The 23,255-nt window shown below is 62.6% G+C and carries 20 protein-coding genes; 15 read left to right on the top strand and 5 right to left on the bottom strand.

Annotated features, from left to right (window positions below; all coding sequences use genetic code 11):
- The first annotated feature begins 124 nt into the window (after nt 1-124).
- Nucleotides 125-2,026: a 3-dehydroshikimate dehydratase QuiC gene (quiC, locus tag J3D60_RS17255; RefSeq protein ID WP_253492147.1), complete on the top strand. Its 1,902-nt coding sequence runs from the start codon at nt 125-127 to the stop codon at nt 2,024-2,026.
- A gap of 80 nt (nt 2,027-2,106) precedes the next feature.
- Nucleotides 2,107-2,772, top strand: coding sequence for a TetR/AcrR family transcriptional regulator (locus J3D60_RS17250; RefSeq protein ID WP_027605289.1), 666 nt, complete (start codon nt 2,107-2,109; stop codon nt 2,770-2,772).
- Between the two features lie 49 nt (nt 2,773-2,821).
- On the opposite strand, the gene J3D60_RS17245 is transcribed toward J3D60_RS17250, so the two are convergent.
- Complete coding sequence (locus J3D60_RS17245; RefSeq protein WP_253492145.1) at nt 2,822-3,670, bottom strand: shikimate dehydrogenase; 849 nt, start codon at nt 3,668-3,670, stop codon at nt 2,822-2,824.
- The gene (gene aroQ, locus J3D60_RS17240) at nt 3,667-4,116 is read right to left on the bottom strand and encodes a type II 3-dehydroquinate dehydratase (RefSeq protein ID WP_010206717.1); all 450 of its coding nucleotides are present in this window, start codon (nt 4,114-4,116) and stop codon (nt 3,667-3,669) included. Before aroQ ends, J3D60_RS17245 begins: the two co-directional genes overlap by 4 nt.
- 207 nt (nt 4,117-4,323) lie before the next feature.
- Between aroQ and J3D60_RS17235 the strand changes: the two genes are divergently transcribed.
- From J3D60_RS17235 to J3D60_RS17195, 9 genes are all read left to right on the top strand, one after another.
- Nucleotides 4,324-4,845 (top strand): RNA polymerase sigma factor, encoded by a 522-nt coding sequence (locus J3D60_RS17235; protein ID WP_253492143.1) that lies wholly within the window; start codon nt 4,324-4,326, stop codon nt 4,843-4,845.
- Between the two features lie 63 nt (nt 4,846-4,908).
- Entirely contained in the window at nt 4,909-5,907 is a 999-nt protein-coding gene (locus J3D60_RS17230; protein ID WP_253492141.1) for a FecR family protein, read from the top strand.
- A 151-nt stretch (nt 5,908-6,058) separates the two neighbouring features.
- A complete protein-coding gene (locus J3D60_RS17225; protein WP_253492139.1) occupies nt 6,059-8,809 on the top strand; it encodes a TonB-dependent receptor in 2,751 nt (916 codons plus the stop codon).
- Nucleotides 8,810-8,912: 103 nt separating this feature from the next.
- Nucleotides 8,913-9,533 carry a heme acquisition protein HasA gene (locus tag J3D60_RS17220; RefSeq protein ID WP_065938324.1) on the top strand — a complete coding sequence of 207 codons (621 nt, stop codon included), beginning with the start codon at nt 8,913-8,915 and terminating at the stop codon, nt 9,531-9,533.
- Nucleotides 9,534-9,707: 174 nt separating this feature from the next.
- Entirely contained in the window at nt 9,708-11,444 is a 1,737-nt protein-coding gene (locus tag J3D60_RS17215) for a type I secretion system permease/ATPase (protein WP_253492137.1), read from the top strand.
- Entirely contained in the window at nt 11,441-12,766 is a 1,326-nt protein-coding gene (locus J3D60_RS17210; RefSeq protein WP_253492136.1) for an HlyD family type I secretion periplasmic adaptor subunit, read from the top strand. The genes J3D60_RS17215 and J3D60_RS17210 overlap by 4 nt, the downstream gene beginning before the upstream one ends.
- Entirely contained in the window at nt 12,763-14,091 is a 1,329-nt protein-coding gene (locus J3D60_RS17205) for a TolC family outer membrane protein (protein ID WP_253492135.1), read from the top strand. The genes J3D60_RS17210 and J3D60_RS17205 overlap by 4 nt, the downstream gene beginning before the upstream one ends.
- Nucleotides 14,092-14,226: 135 nt before the next feature.
- The gene (locus tag J3D60_RS17200; protein WP_065938321.1) at nt 14,227-14,655 is read left to right on the top strand and encodes a DUF4160 domain-containing protein; all 429 of its coding nucleotides are present in this window, start codon (nt 14,227-14,229) and stop codon (nt 14,653-14,655) included.
- Nucleotides 14,652-15,119 (top strand): DUF2442 domain-containing protein, encoded by a 468-nt coding sequence (locus tag J3D60_RS17195; protein ID WP_065938320.1) that lies wholly within the window; start codon nt 14,652-14,654, stop codon nt 15,117-15,119. The genes J3D60_RS17200 and J3D60_RS17195 overlap by 4 nt, the downstream gene beginning before the upstream one ends.
- On the opposite strand, the gene trmA is transcribed toward J3D60_RS17195, so the two are convergent.
- A complete protein-coding gene (trmA, locus tag J3D60_RS17190) occupies nt 15,102-16,181 on the bottom strand; it encodes a tRNA (uridine(54)-C5)-methyltransferase TrmA (RefSeq protein ID WP_253492134.1) in 1,080 nt (359 codons plus the stop codon). The genes J3D60_RS17195 and trmA overlap by 18 nt on opposite strands.
- Entirely contained in the window at nt 16,178-17,473 is a 1,296-nt protein-coding gene (locus tag J3D60_RS17185; protein WP_053137959.1) for an NCS2 family permease, read from the bottom strand. The genes trmA and J3D60_RS17185 overlap by 4 nt, the downstream gene beginning before the upstream one ends.
- Nucleotides 17,474-17,661: 188 nt before the next feature.
- Between J3D60_RS17185 and J3D60_RS17180 the strand changes: the two genes are divergently transcribed.
- The 4 genes from J3D60_RS17180 to J3D60_RS17165 all read left to right on the top strand — a co-directional run bounded on the left by J3D60_RS17180 (nt 17,662) and on the right by J3D60_RS17165 (nt 21,895).
- Nucleotides 17,662-18,108, top strand: coding sequence for a DUF4879 domain-containing protein (locus tag J3D60_RS17180; protein WP_253492133.1), 447 nt, complete (start codon nt 17,662-17,664; stop codon nt 18,106-18,108).
- Nucleotides 18,109-18,204: 96 nt separating this feature from the next.
- Complete coding sequence (locus tag J3D60_RS17175; protein WP_253492132.1) at nt 18,205-18,729, top strand: (2Fe-2S)-binding protein; 525 nt, start codon at nt 18,205-18,207, stop codon at nt 18,727-18,729.
- Nucleotides 18,726-19,715 carry a xanthine dehydrogenase family protein subunit M gene (locus tag J3D60_RS17170; RefSeq protein WP_253492131.1) on the top strand — a complete coding sequence of 330 codons (990 nt, stop codon included), beginning with the start codon at nt 18,726-18,728 and terminating at the stop codon, nt 19,713-19,715. The genes J3D60_RS17175 and J3D60_RS17170 overlap by 4 nt, the downstream gene beginning before the upstream one ends.
- Nucleotides 19,712-21,895, top strand: coding sequence for a xanthine dehydrogenase family protein molybdopterin-binding subunit (locus J3D60_RS17165; RefSeq protein ID WP_253492130.1), 2,184 nt, complete (start codon nt 19,712-19,714; stop codon nt 21,893-21,895). The genes J3D60_RS17170 and J3D60_RS17165 overlap by 4 nt, the downstream gene beginning before the upstream one ends.
- A gap of 62 nt (nt 21,896-21,957) precedes the next feature.
- Here the strand turns inward: J3D60_RS17165 and J3D60_RS17160 are convergent, their stop codons facing one another.
- Nucleotides 21,958-23,205, bottom strand: a complete 1,248-nt coding sequence (locus tag J3D60_RS17160; RefSeq protein WP_065938315.1) for an MFS transporter — start codon at nt 23,203-23,205, stop codon at nt 21,958-21,960.
- Between the last annotated feature and the right edge of the window lie 50 nt (nt 23,206-23,255).

Below are 23,255 nucleotides of genomic sequence, written 5' to 3'. Positions count from 1 at the left end.
ATTCGCCAAAGAGGCTTAGTGTTCGATAATCGCACCAAAAACTAACCGGTTCGTACATTTTAATTGCTGCGGGTAGTCTGGGGGCGAATAATTTGCCACAAACAACAATTGCCGGGAGTCGCCCATGCAACGTTCCATCGCCACCGTGTCCTTGAGCGGTACTCTGCCGGAAAAGCTCGAAGCCATTGCTGCCGCCGGGTTCGATGGGGTCGAGATCTTCGAAAACGACTTGTTGTATTACGACGGCAGCCCCCGTGAAGTCAGGCAGATGTGCGCCGACCTCGGCATTGCCATCACCTTGTTCCAGCCGTTTCGCGACTTTGAAGGCTGCCGCCGCGATCGCCTGGCGCGCAACCTGGAGCGCGCCGAGCGCAAGTTCGACCTGATGCAGGAACTGGGCACCGACCTGGTGCTGGTGTGCAGCAATGCCTCGGCCGATTGCGTCGGGGATGAACGCATCCTGCTCGACGACCTCAGCCTGTTGGCCGAACACGCCGGTCGTCGCGGCCTGCGCATTGGCTATGAGGCGTTGGCCTGGGGCAAGCATGTAAACACCTGGCAGCAGGTGTGGAACCTGGTGCGCCAGGTCGATCACCCGAGCCTTGGGGTGTTGCTCGACAGCTTCCACACGCTGTCGCTCAAGGGCGACCCGAGCGCCATCGCGCAGATCCCCGGCGACAAGATCTTCTTCGTGCAGATGGCCGACGCGCCGATCCTGGCCATGGATGTGCTGGAGTGGAGCCGGCATTTTCGCTGCTTCCCCGGCCAGGGCGAATTCGACCTGGCGGGGTTCCTCGCGCCGATCATCAAGAGCGGCTACACCGGGCCGTTGTCCCTGGAGATTTTCAACGATGGCTTCCGCGCCGCGCCAACCCGTGCGAATGCGGCGGATGGCCTGCGCTCCCTGCTGTATCTGGAAGAGAAAACCCGCGAGCGCCTGCAACAGGAGGTGCCCGCACAACCCGTCGAGATTCTGTTTGATACCCCAGCGGCCAGCGAGTACGACGGTATCGAGTTCCTCGAATTCGCCGTGGATGAAAACCTCGGCGCCAAGCTCACCCATTGGCTGGAACGCCTGGGTTTCGTCAAGGCCGGCCAGCACCGCTCCAAGAGCGTGAGCCTGCTGCGCCAGGGTGACATCAACCTGATCCTCAACTGCGAACCCTATTCCTTTGCGCATAACTTTTTCGAGGCCCATGGGCCATCGTTGTGCGCCACGGCGATTCGGGTCAAGGACAGCGCCAAGGCCCTGGAACGGGCGGTCGCCTACAAAGGCCAGCCCTACCGCGGCCTGGTCGGGCCCAATGAGCTGGAGCTGGCAGCAGTACGTGCGCCGGACGGCAGCCTGATTTACCTGGTTGATCAGAGTGAGGGCGGGATCTACGACACCGATTTCAATCTGCAAGCGTCCAGCGCGGCCGGCGGTGGTTTGCTGCGCATCGACCACATGGCCATGGCCTTGCCGGCCGACAGCCTCGACAGCTGGGTGCTGTTCTACAAGAGCCTGCTGGATTTCGAAGCCGATGACGAAGTGGTGCTGCCCGACCCCTACGGCCTGGTGAAAAGCCGTGCGCTGCGCAGCCGTTGCAGCTCGATTCGCTTACCGCTGAATATTTCCGAGAACCGCAACACCGCGATTTCCCACGCGCTGTCGAGCTATCGCGGCTCGGGTGTGCATCACATTGCCTTTGACTGCGCGGATATTTTTGCCGAAGTGCGCCGTGCCAAGGAGGCCGGGGTGCCGCTGCTGGATATCCCGCTCAACTACTACGATGACCTGGCCGCGCGCTTTGATTTCGATGATGAGTTCCTCAGCGAACTGGCGTACTACAACGTGTTGTACGACCGTGACGCCCAGGGCGGTGAGTTGTTTCATGTGTATACCGAGCCCTTCGAAGGACGGTTTTTCTTCGAGATCATCCAACGCAAGAACGGTTACGCCGGCTACGGCGCGGCCAACGTAGCGGTGCGCCTGGCGGCGATGGCCAAATCCCGCAGCGGCGCGGTGCGCCAGGCGCGTTTATAACGGTGGGCCAGGTGCTTCCTTCGTAGGACGCCTCGGCCCATAATCGCGGCCTGCACAATAAAAATGGCCGTGAGCGCACCATGACCTCAAGTCCCGAACTCCCCGCGGTGTCAGACGCACCGCGCAAGAGTCGTAAGAACAACCCGGAAAAGACCCGCGAGAACATTCTCCAGGAAGCCATCGTCGAGTTTGTTCAGCAGGGCCTGTCCGGCGCTCGCGTGGATGCCATCGCCGAGCGTATCCATACCTCCAAACGCATGATCTATTACTACTTCGGCAGCAAGGAGCAGTTGTACGTCGAGGTGCTGGAGAAGCTCTACGGCGATATTCGCAACACCGAAACGCGGATGAACCTCACCGCCCTGGAACCGCGTGAGGCGATCCGGCGGCTGGTGGAGTTCACCTTCGATCACCACGATCAGAACGTCGATTTCGTGCGTATTGTCAGCATCGAAAATATCCACAATGCCGAGTACGTGAAACGCACCGAAACCATCAAGGCGATGAACAGCAAAATCCTCGAGGGGCTGGGCGTGACGTTGCGCCGGGGCGCCGAGATGGGGCTGTTCCGTGAAGGACTGGAGCCGTTGGACGTGCACCTGCTGATCAACTCATTCAGCTTTTACCGGGTGTCCAACCGCCATACGTTCAGTGAGATCTTTCAGATCGACCTGTCGGATGAGGCTGTTAAACAGCGGCATCGCGAGATGATTTGCGAATCGGTGCTGCGCTACCTGCAGGCCTGAGTACACCGCCTGACCCAATGGGGGAGGGCGCTTGCCCCCCTCCCACATTTCAGCTGTTCATGCTCTTGAAGTGCGCGAGCATCCGCTGCGCATCCGGCACCTCGCCACTGAACAGTTCAAACGCCTTTACCGCCTGGAACACCGCCATGTTGCCGCCATCCAGGGTGCGGCAGCCCAAGGCGCGGGCATCGCGCAGCAGTTCGGTTTCCAGTGGGAAATACACAATTTCAGCCACCCACAGTTCGGCTCTCAGCAGGGCCGCGGGCACCGGCGTGCCGGGCAGCTTGGCCATGCCCATGGGCGTGGTGTTGACCAGGCCATCCGCCTCGGCCATGGCGTTCTCCAGGTGGGTGCCGACCTGGGCGCGACCGGCGCCGAAACGCTGGGCAAGGTTATCCACAAGGTCGCGGGCGCGGCTGGGGTCCACGTCGAAAATACTCAAGTGTTCGACACCTTCCGCCAATAGCGCATGCGCCACTGCGGCACCGGCGCCACCCGCGCCCATCTGCACCACGCGTTGGCGCGGCACATCGTTGAGGTTGCGGCGAAAGCCTTCGGCAAATCCCAGGCAGTCGGTGTTATGGCCGATACGCTTGCCGTCCTTGAACACCACCGTATTGACCGCGCCGATGCCTCGGGCCTCGTCGGACAAATCATCGAGCAACGGCAGGATTGCCTGCTTGCACGGGTAGGTAATGTTCAACCCGGTGAAGTGCATCAACTCGGCGGCGTCCAGCAGGTCGGGCAGGGCGTTGATGTCCAGGTGCAGGGGCTCAAGGTCGATCAGGCGATACAGGTAGCGCAAGCCTTGGGCGTCGCCTTCCTGCTCATGCAAGGCGGGGGTGCGGGAGGCCTGGATGCCGGCGCCGATCAGGCCGGCGAGGATGCGCGGTTTCATCGGGCCGACCCCTTCAACAACTGGCTGAAATGTTCCAGGGCCAAGTGGTAGCCATGGCTGCCAAAGCCTGCGAGCACCGCCTTGGCGATGGGCGATACAAACGAGTGATGCCTAAACGCCTCGCGCGCATGCACATTGGATAAGTGCACCTCGATCACCGGCACTTCACTGGCCACCAGGGCGTCGCGAATCGCCACCGAGGTGTGGGTCCACGCTGCCGGGTTGATCACGATACCGGCGCAGCGGGCGCGGGCGCCGTGGATCCAGTCGAGCAGTTCGCCTTCGTGGTTGGTCTGGCGGAATTCGATTTTAAGCCCCAGTTGTTCTGCGCTGCGGCCACATAGAGCGGCCACGTCGGCCAGGGTTTCGTGGCCGTAGGTGGCGGGTTCGCGGGTGCCGAGCAGGTTGAGGTTGGGGCCGTTGAGCACCAGCACGATGGGCGGCATACGGGGGATCTCCACAGTTCTTGTTGGTTGTGGAGATAAAATGTACTGGTTAGTTAATTTGGTCAATTGATGACGGCAGATGTGTTCGATTACCGAACCGTTAATCAGACGTGTCCGGTGCTCGAATCGGATTAGATATCAATTGAAAATCATTCTCGACAACGCTTAAGATGCCCGCCTGTTTCCTTTACATTCCAGGGAGTCGGTTTGTCGGACGTGGATCTCAAAGGCCTGTTTCTCAAGCACGCCGATACCCTGCGCGGGTATCTGGCGCGCAAGGTACGGGACCCGCAGTTGGCGGCCGACCTGGTGCAGGAGAGCTTCCTGCGCCTGGCGGAAAAACCCGCCGGCGAGCGTATCGACAACTCCCAGGGCTATCTCTATCGAACGGCGAGCAATCTGCTGATCGACCATATTCGCCAGGAAGCGCGGCGCAAGACAGACTCCGTGCCCCATGAGGCGCTGGCCGAAATTGAAGATGAAGTGGCCGGGTTGGAGGCTCAGGCAATGGCGCAGCAACAGCGACAGGCATTGAAGCAGGCGTTGGCGGAATTGCCGGAACGCACCCAGCAGATCTTCCGTCTGAACCGTATAGAGGGCATGACCCACGCCCAGGTCGCCCGGCATTTGGACATCTCCGACAGCTCCGTGCAAAAGCACCTGGCCAAGGCGCTGGCGTATGTGATGCTGCGCTTGCAGGACGGCGAGGTGGAGCCAGCCGACGAATGAATTACGGAAAAACCTCCGCTCAGACGTCACAGCGTCATATAACGAAAAATTCGAGATTCACACGTGAATAGCCAGGGTCCGCAACAGCACAGCATTACCGAGGAGGCCGCCGAGTGGGCGGTGCGCCTGCACGCCGGTGCCCTGACCGACCAGGAGCAGGCCGAGTTGCGCCAGTGGATCGCCTGCGACAGCCGCCACGAAGCGGCGCTGCGCTTTGCCGAACAGACCTGGGCGGCGTTGGGCGAGGTGCATAAGGACGAGACCGTTCACCGCCAGCGCCCTGCGACTGCAGCGCTGCCCCCGCGTCGCTCCCTGCGGCGCAGGCCCTGGCAAAGTGCGGCGGCGGTCGCGCTGGTCGTGGTGGTGGCTGGCGTCGGCTGGCTGCGCGGGCCGGACGCCTGGCTGCGCATGCAGGCCGACTATGTCACCCAAAAGGGCGAGGTACGCACCGTGCACTTGGCCGATGGCAGCACGGTGGAGCTGGATTCCGCCAGTGCCATCCGCCTGGATTACGACGGCGTGCAGCGGCGTATCAGCCTGATCCAGGGCTCGGCGATTTTTGATGTGGCGCCGATGGTGGGTCAGGAGACCCGTCCGTTCGTGGTGCAGAGCGCCGGCGGGCAGACGCGGGCGTTGGGCACGCGGTTTGTGGTGGAGCGCGAGGCCGACCGCCGGGCTTGGGTGGGCGTGTTGCAGCACAGCGTCGAAGTGTCTTTGCACGCCTCGCCGAAAAAAGGCCCCAGCGATCGGGTGCTCCAGGAGGGCCAGGCTGCGCGCTACAACGCCCAGGAGGGGGTGGTGCCCCTGGATCAATTTGATGTAGACCGTGCCACCAGTTGGCGACGCGGCGTGCTGATCTTTGATCGCCAGCCCCTGGCCAAGGTTATTGAGCAGCTCAATCGCTACCGTCCGGGGCGGGTGGTGTTGACCCATTCCGATTTGGGTGAGCGTGAAGTCAGCGGCGTCTTCCGTCTCGACATGCTCGACAGCGCCCTCGGAACGCTCACCCAGGAACTTCAAGTGCAACGCTTGGACCTGGCAGGCCTCAGCCTGATCTATTGATGACCCGGTGGGAGGCCTGCTCTCACCCGCTTAACCCCCCCCTGCGCAAAAACTTTTGAAAAAACCTTACTGACTTCCTGCGCCTCGTACGTCTTGCTAGGTGAGAAGCATTCGCATAAACAAACATACGATCAGCGCAGGGAAACCAGAAATGTCAGCACTCACCAAGGGGCGTATCACCGGTAGCCGGTTAGCCCTGGCCATCCACTTGGGTCTGTTCGCCGCGGCCGCTCCCGTGTATGCGGTGCAACCTCAGGTGGACGCTGCCCAGTCGGCGGTGCGGGTGTTCGATGTCCCGGCGCAATCCTTGGGCAGTGCCGTATTGGCCTTTGCCGACCAGGCCGGTCTGCAGGTGCTGTTCGACAGCCCGCGCCTGCAAGGCTTGCGCAGCACCGCGCTCAAAGGCAGCTTCAGCGTGCAGGAAGGCCTTGGCCGTTTGCTCGGTGCCACGCCGGTGGAGTACCGCTTTACCGGTGAGCGCCAGGTCACCCTCAACCGTGTCAGCGACGACCACGACGGCGCCATGACCGTGGGCACCACCACCATCACCGGCAACACCAACGGCCAGGCCAGCGACTGGGTGTACCAGACCCCAAAGTCCGTGGCGGTGATCAGCCGCGACATGATCGATAAACGTCCGCCCCGTCACGCCGCCGACATGCTCGAAGAAACCGCCGGCGTCTACACCGCCGTCAACCAGCGCGACCCTGGCCTGTCGGTGAATATTCGCGGTGTGCAGGACTATGGCCGGGTGAACATGAACATCGACGGCATGCGCCAGAACTTCAACGTCAACGGCCACCAGCAGCGCAACGGCACCATGCTGATCGACCCGGAGTTCATCTCCAGCATCGAGATCGACAAAGGCAGCCAGTCGGGGCAGGGCGGTGCGGCCGTGCTGGGCGGCATTGCTTCGTTCAAGACCCTGGATGCCAGTGAGTTCCTCAAGGACGGCAAGGACTACGGCGGCCGCCTTCGCGCCGGCAGCGGCATCGGTGAGCTGGGTAACGGCACCGACTTCAACGGCAGTGGCGTGTTTGCCTTTGGTGATGAGCGCGGCGATGTCGTGCTGGGCTACAGCGAGCGGCATTTCGGTAACTACCGCGCCGGCCGGCACAACGACGACAACCTGGGCACCAACCTGCGCGCCAGGTCATCTGCCCCTGCGGCCTTCGACGACTGGTTGAACAGCGAAGTCGGCGACACCGGTAGCGTGACCCGCTCGCAGATCGTCAAGTTCGGCCTGAACCTGCCCAACGACCAACGCGTGCAGTTGAGCTACCTGGAAACCGACACCGACAGTAACGATGCCTGGGGCTATATCGCCAACGATCTTCAGAGCACCTACTACGTACGCACCAGCAAAAACAATCTCAACGCCAAAAACGTCGCGCTGGACTACAGCTACAGCCCGGACAACCCGCTGATCGATCTCAAGGCCAAGCTCTATTACGTCACCACCCAGATGGATCGCGGCAACGCCCCCAACCTGTCGTCGCCAGGTACCGGTAACTACGTCGGCGCCTACACCGATCACTTCCAGACCGACACCTGGGGCCTGCAGGGGGACAACACCTCGCGGTTCGATTTTGGCGACCAGGGGCATGTCACCTGGAACTACGGGGTGGAGCTGTATCAGGACGAGTTCAAGCCCCGCACCAACAAAGTTGAAGCCACCAACAACCTGGGCTTGTTGCCTTACGCAGAGGGCAGCACCCCAGGGGGCAAGCGCACCATCGCCAGCCTGTTCAACAACGCGCAGTACGAATATGGCGGCTGGCTGACCCTGGATGCGGGCTTGCGTTATGACCGCTATCGGCTCGAAGGCGAAACCGGCATGACCCTGTACCGGCGTGATCGCTTCTACAACAGCCTTGTCGGTGCCAGGCGTGTCTCGGAAGTGATGGAGGTCGACCGTGAAGAAGGCCAGTTTTCCCCCACCTTCGGTCTCGCGGTGAAACCGGGCGTGGACTGGCTGCAGCTCTATACCCGGTGGGGCAAGGGCTGGCGGCCACCGGCGGTGACCGAAACCTTCATGACCGGCAGACCCCACGGTGGCGGTTCGGGAGAGCGCGTATTTCCCAACCCCTACCTCAAGCCTGAAGAATCACGGGATTGGGAAGTGGGCATGAATGTCTTCAAGGAAGGCTTGTTTTTCAGTGACGATCGCCTCGGCATGAAGGTGGCGTACTTCGATACCCGGATCGAAAACTTCTCTTTCCTCAACACCAGCGTCAGCTTGCCGGAAACCCAGGTGGGTGGATTTCTCGGGACCATGGCTTACGTCAATAACACCAACCCGACGCGTTTTCGCGGGGTCGAATACCAGCTCAATTACGACATGGGCCGTGCGTACGCCAACCTCAGCTACACCCACATGATCGGCAGCAATGAGTTCTGCTCGAAGAACTATTACATGGGCGGTGCCAAGACCACCGGGCCAAGGACTACTCGCCTGGAGCGTTTCACCCTGCCGGATGGGCGCATCGGCATACGGCCGGTCACCACCTATGAAGTGTTGGATGACGACGTCGCCAACAACAAGGAAAGCTGCGGGCGAATCATGGGGAACGCCACGTACATGCCAGCCGATCGCGGCTCGCTGACCCTGGGTACGCGCTTCCTGGAAAAACGCCTGGATACGGGTGTGCGTGTGCGCTACAGCTCGGGCAACGGCGAAAACCTCAATCAGCAGGGCTACGAGTTGATGGATCAGGCGATGTGGCCCAAGTACACGCTCTATGACCTGTACGCCAGTTACTGGATGACGGATCAACTGAACATTGCACTGGCGTTGGAAAACGCCACCGATGAAGCCTATTTCGTCGCCATGGGCGACGCCAACAACCTCAGTCTGGCGCGCGGGCGAACCCTGAGCGGCATGTTGGAATACAAATTCTGATCAGCGTGCGCAGGCACTTGATCAACGGTTTTGCCCATGGGTGGGCAAAAAGGCGCGCCGCACCGGCGTGCTCATCAACAACGTTGTTTAACGAGGTTTAGCGATGACTATTTCTGTTAGCTACGATTCGGGCCTGGGTTCTCTGTCGGTATCGGACTACCTGAGCTCCTGGGCAGTGGGGTTCAACACCGCAGGGCACGGCACCAGCAACACCGGCGGCTTCAGCAACGGCACCCTCAGCGGCGACCAGTATTCGACCCACGGCGCCAACAACTCCGAGTACGCGTTCATCGCCGACAGCGACACCAGCAATGGCCTGCACTATGTGTTCAACCCGTCGTTGCCCGCCAGCAGCAACCTGAACCACTACCTGTGGGGCGACCTGGATAACGTGCAACTGGGCACAGGCCTGGGCGGCGGCAATGGCAGCGACTTCTCCCTGAGCGACTTCAAGGTCGCGTTCAACGGCCTCGACCTGAGCGCCGCCGAGGGCGCCGGCCGGGCTGGCAACGAAGTACAAAGCGTGATCTACGGTTTGATGCAGGGCAACACCGCCGCGCTGGAAACCGTGCTCAACAACCTGCTCGACGACTTCGGCCTGTCCACTGCCAGCACCTTCGACGAAGTGTCGGCGGGCCTGGCGGCACACGCCAGCGCAGTGTCCACCGACGTTGCCCTGGTGGGCGTGCAGGACGTGGCACAGGACTGGGCACTCGCCGCCTGAACCTGCTGCCGCCTGAAAAAAGCGAATGGAAGATCGCTCTCCCATTCGCCGTATTACACCGCCGTCGCCCAAGCCTTCTAACTCTTCCGGCGACGGCGGTGCCGAATTCTGCGCAGCGCCGTATCGGCTGTCAACGCGGCGACGCTGCACGTTCAACCCCACGAGAATCCCCAGATGCGCCACGTCGGCAACGAAACCCTGGCCGCCCTCACGGCCTATAAAAGTGGCTTCTTCAACATCGGCCTGTTCTCGGCGGTGATCAACCTGCTGATGCTGGCTCCGGCGCTGTACATGCTGCAGGTATATGACCGGGTGCTGGCCTCGGGTAATCAGATGACCCTGTTGATGCTGACGCTGATGATCCTCGGCCTGTTCGGCCTGATGGGCGCGTTGGAGTGGGTGCGCAGCCAGGTGGTGATCCGCCTCGGCACGCAGATGGACATGCGCCTGAACCAGCGGGTCTATGACGCCGCGTTCGAAGCGCAACTCAAGGGCGGCACCCAGCCGGCAGGCCAGGCGTTGCATGACCTGACCACCTTGCGCCAGTTCGCCACCGGCCAGGCGCTGTTCGCGTTTTTCGATGCGCCGTGGTTTCCGGTGTATCTGCTGGTGATCTTTCTGTTCCACCCCTGGCTTGGCCTGCTGGCGCTGGGCGGCGCGGCGATATTGATCGCGTTGGCGTGGATCAACCACCATGTCAGCCAGGCGCCGATGGCCCAGGCCAGCCAACTGTCCATCCACGCCAGCCAGCAGGCCACGGCCAACCTGCGCAATGCCGACAGCATCGAGGCCATGGGCATGCTCGCCACCTTGCGCGGGCGTTGGTTCCACCAGCACCAGGCGTTCCTCGCCGAGCAAAACCTGGCCAGTGAAAAGACCGCCGCCGTCACCGCCTGGTCCAAGGGCGTGCGCCTGGCGTTGCAGTCGTTGGTACTCGGCCTGGGCGCGTTGCTGGCGGTGCAGGGCGATATCACGCCAGGGATGATGATTGCCGGCTCGATCCTGATGGGCCGGGTGCTGAGCCCCATCGACCAACTGATCGGCGTCTGGAAACAATGGGGCTCGGCGCGCCTGGCCTACGAGCGCTTGTCGCAGCTGCTGGCGGCCAACCCGGCGCGACCGCCGCGCATGAACCTGCCGGTGCCCAAGGGCCAGTTGAGCGTCGAGCAAATCAGCGCCTGCGCCCCCGGCAGCCGTCGGCCTGCACTGGTGAACCTGGGGTTTAACCTGCCCGCGGGGGATGTGCTCGGCGTGATCGGGCCTTCCGGCTGCGGCAAATCCACCCTGGCGCGGGTGCTGGTGGGCGCCTGGGCACCGCTGGCCGGCAAGGTGCGGCTGGACGGCGCCGACCTGGCCCAGTGGGACAAACAGCAACTCGGCCCGCACATCGGCTACCTGCCCCAGGACATTCAATTGTTCGCCGGCAGCATCGCCGACAACATCGCGCGGTTTGCCGAGCTGGAGGCCGACAAAGTCCTCGCCGCCGCGCAAATGGCCGGCGTACATGACCTGATCCTGCAACTGCCGCAAGGCTACGACACGCAGTTGGGGGAGGGCGGTGCGGGGTTGTCCGGTGGGCAAAAGCAACGCGTGGCCCTGGCCCGTGCGCTGTACGGCCTGCCGGCGTTGATCGTGCTGGATGAGCCCAACGCCAACCTCGACGAAGTGGGCGAGCAGGCGCTGCTCCAGGCCATCACCCAGCTTAAGCAGCAGCGCCGCACGGTGATCCTGATTACCCACAAAGCCAATGTGCTGAGCCTGACCGACCAGTTGCTGATCCTCAAGGACGGCCAGTTGCAGGCCTTTGGTCCGACGGCGCGGGTGCTGGAGGCGCGGCAGAAACCGGCAGCCTCCAAACCGGTGTCGACCCTGAGCATGAGCTATCGCCTCGGCGAAGGAAAACAGGCATGAGCATGAGTAAGCCGGTGCTGGTCAGCGACCGCCCTCACACGGTGTTGGCGCTGGATGACAAAAAATATTCGCGCCTGGGCTGGTTGTTGGTGCTCGGCGGCTTTGCCGGATTTATCGGCTGGGCCGCGCTGGCGCCGCTGGACAAGGGCGTGGCGGTGTCGGGCAAGGTCATGGTCTCTGGCCATCGCAAGACCGTACAGCATCCTGCCGGGGGGATCGTCGAGCGTATCGAGGTGCGTGACGGTGATGTGGTCAACGCCGGCCAGGTGCTGTTGCGCTTGAAGGAGACGCCCTTGCGCGGGCAGATGCAGTCGCTGCGCAGCCAGTACCTGGCGTCCCTGGCCAGCGAGGCGCGCTTGAGTGCGGAAAGCGAAGGTCTGCCCGCCATCACCTTCGGTCCTGAATTGCTCAACGAGCCGGAGGCCGCCAACACCTTGAACCTGCAACGGCAACTGTTCACCAGCCGCGCCCAGGCGCTGGCCACCGAGCAGCAAGGCCTGCGCGAAACCATCGCCGGCGCCGAGGCGCAGTTGCGCGGCACGCGGGATTCCCAGGCGAGCAAGCTGCAGCAACGCGCGGCGTTGAATGAGCAACTGCAAGGGCTGCGCGAGTTGGCGCGCGATGGCTATATCCCGCGCAATCGCCTGCTCGACAGCGAGCGCCTGTACGCCCAGGTCGACGGCGCGATTGCCGAAGACTACGGACGCATCGGCCAGTTGCAGCGCCAGGTTCTGGAACTGCGCCTGCGCATCCGCCAGCTCGGCGAAGACTTCCAGAAAGACCTGCGCGGCCAGTTGGCCGAGACCCGCACCCGCAGCGATGACCTGCGTAACCGGCTGGCGTCGGCCGAGTTCGAACTGGCCAATAGCCTGGTACGGGCGCCGGCCTCGGGGGTGGTGGTCGGGTTGGAGGTGTACACCGAAGGCGGCGTGATCAAGCCCGGCCAGGCCCTGATGGACATCGTGCCCCAGGGCGAAGCGTTGTGGGTGGAAGCGCGGGTGCCGGTGCAAATGATCGACAAGGTGCATCCGGGCCTACCGGTGGAGTTGCTGTTCTCGGCGTTCAACCAGGCCACCACCCCACGGGTGGCCGGTGAGGTGACGCTGGTCTCCGCCGACCGCCAGGTCGATGAGCGCACCGACGAGCCTTATTACACCGTGCGCGCCCAGGTCAGTGCGGCGGGCATGCAACAACTGGACGGCGTGCGGATTCGTCCGGGCATGCCGGTGGAAACCTTCATCAAGACCGGTGAGCGTTCGATGCTCAACTACCTGTTCAAACCCTTGCTGGACCGTACCCACATGGCCCTGGTGGAAGAATGAAGGCGCTGTTTTTGACCCTGTGCCTGAGCGTTACACCGGCGGCACATGCCTTGGGTTTGCTCGACGCCTACGACCTCGCTCTGCGCAATGACCCGACCTTCCAGGCCGCCATTCAGGAGCGCGAAGCCGGCGAAGAGAACCGCGTGATCGGCCGTGCAGCGTTATTGCCGAACCTGTCCTGGAGCTATAACAACTCGCGCAACGAATCCGAAGTGACCCAAAGCACCGCCGTCGGCGATGTCACCAGCGACCGTGATTACCGCAGCTACGCCTCGACCCTGACCTTGCAGCAACCGTTGCTGGACTACGAAGCCTATGCGCGCTTTCGCCAAGGCACGGCCCAGGCGCTGATGGCCGATGAGCGCTTTCGCGGCAAGAGCCAGGAGCTGGCCGTGCGTGTGCTCAGTGCCTACAGCCAGGCGCTGCTGGCGCAGGAGCGTATTGAGTTGAGCCGCGCGCAGAAGCGAGCATTTGCCGAACGCCTGCAACTTAATGATCGCTTGCTCAAAGGCGGCGAAGGCACCCGTACCGATGTATTGGAAACCCAGGCGCGCTTGAGCCTGGCCCAGGCGGAGGAAATCGAGGCGCTGGACGCCCAGGACAGCGCCTTGCGCGAGCTGGAAGCGATTGTCGGCCAGCCATTGCAGATCGAAGAGCTGGCCCCTTTGACCCGTCAATTCGACATCCCGCCGCTGGAGCCCAATCGCTTCGAAACCTGGCGTGAACTGGCCATGGCCAACAATCCAGAACTCAAGTCCCAGCACCATGCGCTGGACGTGGCGTCCTACGAAGTGGAGCGCAAACGCGCCGGGCACATGCCCAAGGTCAGCCTGTACGCCAGCAGCCGCCAGACCAGCTCCGATTCGGAAAGCAGCTACAACCAGAGGTACGACACCCACAGCGTCGGCATCCAGATCAGCCTGCCGTTGTTTGCCGGCGGGTCGGTGTCGGCCTCCACGCGCCAGGCGGCCAATCAACTGTCCCAGGCCCAATACGAGCTGGACGCACACACCTCGGCGACGCTGGTGGAGCTGCGCAAGCAATTCAACCTCAACACCAGTGGCGCGGCGAAAGTGCGTGCCTACGAGATGGCCGTCAGCTCAGCCACCGCGCTGGTCATCGCCACCAAAAAGAGCGTCAGCGGCGGTGAGCGGGTCAACCTCGACGTGCTCGACGCCGAACAACAACTCTTCACTGCCCGCCGCGACTTGGCCAATGCGCGGCATGCGTATCTGCTGGCCAGGATTCAGTTGAAGTATTACGCGGGGTTGCTGAGCGAGCAGGACTTGCGGGCGTTGGCGGGGTACTTCCAGCCTTCGGCATGAGTGGTTACAACCCGGCATTCGCCGGGTTTTTTGTGGTTACTAATCTGTGAAACAGCTTCGGGAATTGGGAGCCGGTTGTCGGGTTGCAGGGGGAAATTGTTACCTGGCGGAAAATAACCTAACGGATGGGTTACGATGAAAGTAGGTGCTTACAAGGGATATGTCATCTCGGTGTTTATCAGGGACGAGCATTGTCCGCCTCATGTACATGTCAGGGGCAGGGAATGGGATGCGCGGTTTCGTTTCAGTTTTTTGGATGGGGACGTTGAATTGTGGGACGTAGAGCCTGAACGGAGGCGGCCACCCACTGCGGTCCTGAAGGAAATACGCGAGGTAATCATGCAGCGACATTATCTGGCACGGGCACGCAAGATTTGGTGGGAAAAACTGCAAACGGTTTGCCTGGAGAATCATTCCTGGAACTGGGACACCAGTGAATTGGTTCCAGGGTTAGTCATTCGACGTGGTGTCTACGTCATCGCAAGCGCCTGGCACGACGCTGTAGCGCAACGGACTATTTTGAATCTGGTAAGAGCGCCAGATTGCGTGGGGATTAATTTATGAAAATCGTAAAAGCCAAAGTCATACCTTATGTACCTCTCACTGACGCCGACATCGACAAGGCAATCGCCCGTGGCCGTAGGCTAAAGCGCCTGTACGCCAACGCCAGCAATGTGCGTTATGTAGACGACTGCATTTCCATCGGTTTCAGCGACGGCAGCCGCGTCATGTTGCCGGTGGCCGGCCTGCCGGAGTTCGAAGGGTTTTCAGAGGAAGATTTCCAGCAGTTGGAAGTCAGTTTCGGTGGCAAGGCCATTAGCTGTGAGGCCCAGGATCTGGATGTTTCGATCACGGGCCTGATCGCCACAAGCCAGCCGCTGATGGACCTGGCCACCAGCCTGGTAGCGTCACGCAACGGTCGCAAGAGCAGCGCCGCCAAATCCGCCGCCGCCCGCGCCAATGGCAAGAAGGGCGGCCGGCCACGCAAGAAGGAACCTGAGGACGCTGAATTACCGCCGGGTCAATAACACCCCGGATTCCATATGGTGCGTCCACGGGAACTGGTCAAACATCGCACACCGGGTAATGCGGTGGCTGTCATGCAATTGCGCAATGTTCGCCGCCAGCGTCTCCGGGTTGCAGGAGATGTACAGGATATTGTCGAAGCGCCGGGTCAGTTCGCAGGTGTCCGGGTCCATGCCGGCGCGGGGCGGGTCGACGAATACGCTACCGAATTCATAGCTCTTCAGGTCGATGCCGTGCAGGCGGCGGAAAGGGCGTACTTCATTCAGCGCTTCGGTGAGCTCTTCGGCGGAGAGGCGCACCAGGGTGACGTTACCCACCGCGTTTTCATCGAGGTTGCTCAGGGCCGCATTCACCGAGGTCTTGCTGATCTCGGTGGCCAGCACTTTACGTACACGGGTGGCCAGGGGCAGGGTGAAGTTGCCGTTGCCGCAATACAGCTCCAGCAAGTCATCCGGGCGATCGCCCAAGGCTTCGTATGCCCAGTTGAGCATCTTCTGGTTCACCGTGCCGTTGGGCTGGGTGAAGGCGCCTTCGGGTTGGCGGTAACTGAAAGTGCGGCCGCCCACGTCGAGTTTTTCCACCACGTAGTCGTGGCCGATCACATCGCGCTTGCCCTTGGAGCGGCCGATGATGCTGACATTCAAATCAGCCGCCAGCTTATTCGCCGCCGTGTGCCAGTGCTCGTCCAGCGGGCGGTGATAACACAGGGTGATCATCGCGTCGCCGGCCAGGGTGGTGAGGAACTCCACCTGGAACAGCTTGTGGCTCAGGGCAGCGCTGGCTTGCCAGGCGGCCTTGAGCTGGGGCATCAGTTGGTTGATGCGTGTGCTGGCGATGGGGAACGCTTCGATCAGGATCGGCGTGCGCTTGTCGTCCTGGGAAAACATCGCGTAGTGGCGTTCACCGCCTTCGCGCCACAGGCGGAACTCCGCCCGCAGGCGGAAGTTCTGCAGCGGCGACTCGAAGACCTGCGGCTCGGGTGCGTCGAACGGTGCCAACAGGTCACGCAAGCGCGTGACCTTGTCTTGCAGTTGAGCGGTGTAGCGTGCGGCGTCAAAAGTCATGCGTTGAACCAGCCCAGCTTGATCACGAACAGAATCGACAGAATCACCAGTGCCGGGTTGAGCTCACGGTAGCGGCCCGAAAGCAGCTTGATGGCGGTCCAGGCGATGAAACCGAAGGCAATGCCGTTGGCGATGGAGTAAGTGAAGGGCATCGCCAGGGCGGTGATCACCACCGGCGCTGCAACGGTAATGTCATCCCAGTCGATTTCGGCCAGGCCTGAGGTCATCAATACGGCGACGAACAGCAGCGCCGGCGCGGTAGCAAAGGCCGGTACGCTGGCGGCCAGCGGCGAGAAAAACAGCGCCAGCAGGAACAGGATCGCCACCACGATGGCGGTCAAGCCGGTACGGCCACCGGCGCTCACGCCCGCAGCGGATTCGATGTAGCTGGTGGTGGTCGACGTACCCAGCAGCGAACCGGCCATGGCGGCGGTACTGTCGGCGATCAGCGCACGGCCCATTTTCGGCATGTGGCCGTCCTTGCCCATCAGCCCGGCGCGCTTGGCCACGCCGATCAGGGTGCCGGAGTTGTCGAACAGGTCGACGAACAGGAAGGCGAAGATCACGCTGACCAGGCCGATGTCCAGCGCGCCCTTGATATCCAGCTGCAGGAAGGTCGGGGCCAGGGACGGCGGCATCGACATCACGCCACCAAACGCGGTGACGCCCAGCAGAATGGAGACGATGGTTACCGCCAGGATGCCGATCAGCACCGCGCCGCGTACGGCCAGGGCTTCCAGCGCAACGATCAGCATGAAGCCGAGGATGGCCAGGATAGGCGCCGGCTTGGTCAGGTCGCCCATGCCCACCAGGGTGTTGGGGTTGCCGACCACGATCCCGGCGTTGTGCAGGGCGATCAGCGCCAGGAACAGGCCGATACCGGCGGCAATCGCCGAACGCAGGGGCAGGGGAATGCTGTTGATGATCCACTCACGGATACGGAAGATCGACAGCAGGAAGAACAGCACCGCCGAAATGAATACCGCACCCAGCGCAACCTGCCAGGTGTGACCCATGTGCAACACCACGGTGTAGGTAAAGAAGGCGTTGAGGCCCATGCCCGGTGCCAGCGCGATCGGGTAGTTGGCGATCAGGCCCATCACGGTCGAACCGATGGCCGCCGCCAGGCAGGTCGCGACAAACACCGCGCCCTTGTCCATGCCGGTCTCGCCGAGGATGCTCGGGTTCACGAACAGGATGTAGGCCATGGCCAGGAATGTCGTGATGCCCGCGAGGATCTCGGTGCGCACGTTGGTGTTGTGTGCCTTGAGTTGAAACAGCTTTTCCAGCATGCCTGCTCCCTGTGACGCTATGTTGCGTCGTTATTTGTTGACCTCTAAGTCAAAGCACAAACTGCGCCAAGCGCCTGTGGTTCCAGAGAGGATCGGAAAAAGCGGCGCATCATACCAGCAGCCGAGGCTGTGTGGCGCATGGCCTTGAGGCATACTGCGGCGACGTTCAACAGCGGGTCATCGACAGCATGAAAAAAGCCAACGCGTGGAGTCTAGCCCTGATCCCCTGTCTCGGCCTGTGGTTGGGCGCGGCACCGGTGTGGGGCGCGACTGCACCGCCCTTGAGCGAGGTGCGCGTGTTCAAGGTCGAATCGGCGCACTGCACGGAAACCATCCCGGAACGCGCGCAAAGCACCCAGATGTGCACGCACCGTGGGCCCACCCAAGTGTCGGTGATGGAAGTCGGCCTGGGTAGCAACCCGATGGGGCGCTTCAATGGTGCCGAACTGAACGGGCAACGTACGCCCGTGTGCCAGGTCGGCAGCGTCAGCGAGGCCTGCAGTGGGGCAGGCACGCTGATGGGCTACATCTATGTATTTGACCTGAATGTCCAGGCCCAAGGCTGGTTCGAATACAGCAACTCGTCGATCAACGGCCCGCGGAATACCTTGAAGACCCTGCTCAATATCCGCTGATCAATCATCTTGAACGCTCAATACCCCGGGAAGTCGTACCCCTGAGACGGCGACTTTCCTGAACGCCGCGGACGTACACCAACCCGTGAGGTGTTTATGAGCGCGACCCCCAATGGCGCGGCGGCCCAACCGTTCGTCGCCCACTCCATATGCTTGACCCTCAATGGTCAGGACCGCCAACTCGACGTATTGCCCTGGACCACGTTGCTGGACCTGCTGCGCGAGCAACTGGACCTGGTCGGCAGCAAAAAAGGCTGCGACCACGGCCAATGCGGTGCGTGCACAGTATTGCGCGACGGCAAACGCATCAACGCCTGCCTGACCCTGGCGGTGATGTGCGACGGCGCCGAGCTGACCACCATCGAAGGCCTGGCCGACGGCGACCAACTGCACCCGATGCAGCAAGCCTTCATCAAGCACGACGCCTTCCAGTGCGGCTACTGCACGCCCGGTCAGATTTGCTCCGCCGTTGGCCTGGCCAATGAAGGCCGTGCCCACGACAGCGCACAGATCCAGGAGCTGATGAGCGGCAACCTGTGCCGCTGCGGCGCCTACAGCAATATCCGCGATGCCATCGAAGAGGCTTTGCCGGCGTGCCGCGCCCAGGGAGGTGAGCAATGAATCCCTTCCAGTACAGCAAACCGGCCGATGTCCACGAAGCCGTGCACCTGAGCAGCGCGGCGTCGCGCTTTATTGCCGGGGGCACCAACCTGCTGGACTTGATGAAAGAAAACATCAGCCGCCCCGAGCACCTGATCGATATCACCGGCCTGCCGCTCAATGAGATTGAACAAACCGCCGAGGGCGGCCTGCGCATCGGCGCGCTGGTGAGCAATGCCGACCTGGCCTGGCACCCGCTGATCGAACAGCGTTACCCGTTGCTGTCCCAGGCGATCCTTGCCGGGGCCTCGCCGCAACTGCGCAATATGGCCAGCACCGGCGGCAACCTGTTGCAACGCACCCGGTGCTATTACTTCTATGACGCCAGCGTGCCCTGCAACAAGCGGGAACCCGGCAGCGGCTGCCCGGCGCGCACTGGGTTGAACCGTATCCATGCGATCCTTGGTGCCAGCGAACGGTGCGTGGCAACTCACCCGTCGGACATGTGCGTGGCCCTGGCGGCGCTGGAGGCGCGGGTGCATGTCGAAGGCCGAGGCGGCGCGCGGGTTATCGAGTTTGCCGACTTCCACCGCTTGCCCGGTGATGCGCCCCAACGCGACAACCAACTGGCCGACGATGAGCTGATCACCGCCATCGAATTGCCCGCCGACCACCTGGCCCGTCACAGCCATTACCTGAAAATCCGCGACCGCGCGTCTTACGCGTTTGCCTTGGTGTCGGTGGCCGCCGCTCTCGAGTTGGACGGCGATCGAATCGTCGACGCGCGCCTGGCCCTCGGCGGCGTGGCCCATAAACCCTGGCGCGACCGTGCGGTGGAAGCCTCGCTGATCGGCCGGGCGGTCAGCCGCGAAACCTTCAGTAATGCCGCCGACGCGGTGCTGCAAGATGCCGAGCCGCTGGAACACAACGGCTTCAAGATCAAGCTGGCGCGCCGCGCAATCATCCGCGCCCTGAGCGACGCCGCCGTCGCAGGAGATCGCCCATGACCGCTATTGGCAAACCCCTGGACCGTGTCGACGGTCTGCTCAAGGTCACCGGCCAGGCGCGTTATGCCGGTGAGTTTCCCGAGGACGGCCTGCTCCACGGCAGTGTGGTGTCCAGCACCATCGCCAAGGGCCGTGTGCTGGCGATCGATGCGTCCAGGGCTCTGGCCCTGCCGGGCGTGATGGCGGTTATCCATCACCTCAACCGGCCGACAATCGCCCGTTACGACGATGCCTTCCAGGATGACGATGCGGCGGACGGCTCACCGTTTCGCCCGTTGTATAACGACCGTGTGCTGTACAGCGGCCAACCCTTGGCCCTGGTGATCGCCGACAACCTGGAGCTGGCGCGGCATGCCGGCTCGCTGGTAGCGATCGACTACGCACGGGAAGACTTCGAGACCGACCTGCTCGCCCAGCAGGAACAGGCCCATGCTTCACCGCAGGCGCCGCCCAAGCCGCGTGGCAATTTCCAGGCCGAGTGGGCCGCTGCCGCCGTCAGCCTCGACCTGCACTACAGCACTCCCATCGAACACCACAACCCCATGGAACCCCACGCCAGCACCGTGCTGTATCAGCCGGACGGCACCTTGCTTATCCATGACAAGACCCAGGGCCCGCAGAACTGCCAGGCCTATGTGCAAGAGGTGTTCGGCCTGGATAAAAGCCAGGTGCGGATCTTCGCCGCGTTCGTCGGTGGTGCGTTCGGCTCGGGCTTGCGCCCGCAGTATCAATTGCCGCTGGCAGTGATGGCGTCCCTGGCGCTCAAGCGCTCGGTGCGCGTCACCCTGACCCGCCAGCAGATGTTCACCTTCGGCTACCGCCCGCGCACCTTGCAGCGTTTGCAGATGGGCGCCGCCGCCAATGGTCGCCTGCTGGCATTGGGGCATACGGCGATTGGCCAGACCTCGCGCTTCGAAGACTTCAGCGAGCACGTGGTGGAGTGGAGCGGCATGCTCTATCACTGCGACAACGTGCAACTGACCTACAAACTGGTGCCGCTGGATGTATTCACGCCCCTGGACATGCGCGCGCCCGGCGCTGCCTTGGGCGTGATCGGCCTGGAGTGCGCCATGGACGAGTTGGCCAGCGCCTTGGGCATGGACCCGGTGCAACTGCGGCTGGTCAACTACGCCGAGCGCAACCAGAACGAAGACAAACCCTGGTCGAGCAAGGCCCTACGCGAGTGTTACAGCGAAGGTGCCGAGCGCTTCGGCTGGAGCCAGCGCAACCCGGAACCGCGCAGCATGCGCGACGGCTGCCAGTTGATCGGCTGGGGCATGGCCGGTGGCGTGTGGGAGGCCATGCAGATGAAGGCCAGCGCCAAGGCGCGCATCGACGCCGAGGGCAAGCTGACCGTCAGCAGTGCGACCACGGACATCGGCACTGGCACCTACACGGTGATGACCCAGATCGCGGCGCAGGCCAGTGGCGTGGCGGTTGAGGACGTGGTGTTCCTGCTCGGCGACTCTTCATTGCCCTCCGCGCCGCTGCAAGGTGGTTCGTTCACCGTGTCGTCCGTCGGCACCGCCGTGCAGCAAGCCTGCGAAGCGTTGAGCGCCAGGCTGCTGGCCATCGCCCGGCAGACTTACCCGGTGTTCAAGGATGCCGAGTCCGTGCGTTTTGAAGACGGCCAACTGCACACCGGCGACGTGAGCGTGTCGTTGGCACAGCTGGTCAAGGACAGCGGTGAAGAGAGCGTGGAAGTCCAGGTCGACAGCGAGCCGGACAAAAAGCGCGAGGGTTACGCCACCGCCACCCATTCGGCGGTGTTCGTCGAAGTGCGGGTGGATGAAGACTTGGGCACGATCAAGGTCAGCCGCGTGGTCAGCGCCATTGCGGCCGGGCGGGTGGTCAACCCGAAGATGGCCCGCAGCCAGATCCTCGGCGGGGTGGTGTGGGGCATCGGCATGGCCCTGCATGAGGAGACCCAGATCGACCATCAGTTGGGCCGCTACATGAACCACAGCCTGGCCGAGTACCACATCCCGGTAAATGCCGATATCGGCGAGATTGACGTGGTGTTTGTCGAGGAACATGACGAGATCGTCAACGCCCTTGGGTCCAAGGGCGTGGGAGAGATCGGCATTGTCGGGGTGGCGGCGGCGGTGGCGAATGCGGTCTACCATGCCACCGGCAAGCGGGTGCGAGAGTTTCCGATCACCCTGGATAAGGTGCTCTGACGCGGTCCAGCAAACACTGAAGATCCAAATGTGGGAGGGAGCAAGCACCCTCCCACATTGGATCATGCAGCGGGCTTGATGCTTTCATCTACCGGTACATGCATACGATCCCGATTCGCCAGGGTCGGGAACAGTTTGATCCACACCCCGGTCACCACCAGCGTACCGATGCCGCCCATGACCACGGCGGGCACGGTGCCGAACCAATGGGCGGTAATCCCCGATTCGAACTCGCCCAATTGGTTGGAGGCACCGATAAACAGACCGTTGACCGCACTGACCCGTCCGCGCATTTCATCCGGCGTCTCCAGCTGCACGAAGGACGCACGGATCACCATGCTGATCATGTCCGCCGCGCCCAGCACCACCAGCACCGCCAGGGAAAACCAGAACGAGGTGGACAGGCCGAAGGCGATGGTCGCCACGCCGAATACGCCGACGGCGGTGAACATCACCCGGCCCACCTGCCGATCTACCGAAAACCGCGCCAGCCACAACGACATCAACAACGCGCCCACCGCCGGCGCCGAGCGCAACAGGCCCAGGCCCCAGGCGCCGGTCAACAGGATGTCCTTGGCGAACACCGGCAGCAACGCGGTGGCGCCGCCCAGCAGCACGGCGAACAGGTCGAGGGAAATCGCCCCGAGGATGTCCGGGCGGCTGCGGATAAAACGGATGCCGGCCAGCAGTGAATCGAGGGTGGCCTTGCCTTTGTTGAGCGGGGTCTGGCGGGCGGGCAGGTTGAGGGTCAGTACACAGGCAATCAGGTACAGCGCCACCGTGGGCCCATACACCCAGACGCTGCCGAAGGCGTATAGCAAACCACCGAGGGCCGGGGCGACGATGGTTGCCAGTTGCTGGGCCGACTGCGACGAGGCCACCGCACGCGGGAACAGCGCACTGGGCACGATGCTTGGCAGCAGGGCCTGGGTGGTGGGCATTTCAAACGAGCGTGCGGCACCGAGCAGGAAGGCGAGGATGAAGATCATCTCGCGGGTCACGTTGCCGGTGAGGCCGCCGATGGCCAGGGAAAGGGCAATCAGCGCCTGCACGGTCTGGCAGATGGCCGCGACTTTGCGTCGCTCATAGCGGTCGGCCACATGCCCGGTGTGCAGCATGAACAGCACGCGCGGCACGAACTCCACCAGGCCGACCAGCCCCAGGTCGAGCACGTTGCCGGTGAGTTGGTAGAGGTTCCAGCCAATGGCCACGGTAAGCATCTGGAAGCCGCTGGCGGTGAAGATCCGTGCCAGCCAGAACGCGATGAAAGGGCGGTGGTGACGTAACAGCAACGTGGGTTCACTGGGCATCGGGAGTTCAGGTCAAGGCCGGAGGGAAGGGGCAGATTAGCATCAAGCTG

It is taken from the genome of Pseudomonas sp. S3E17 (assembly GCF_024168685.1).
GTDB lineage: Bacteria > Pseudomonadota > Gammaproteobacteria > Pseudomonadales > Pseudomonadaceae > Aquipseudomonas > Aquipseudomonas marginalis.
The sequence above is the reverse complement of the archived record's forward strand: the minus strand, read 5'-3'. Positions and strand labels throughout refer to the sequence as shown.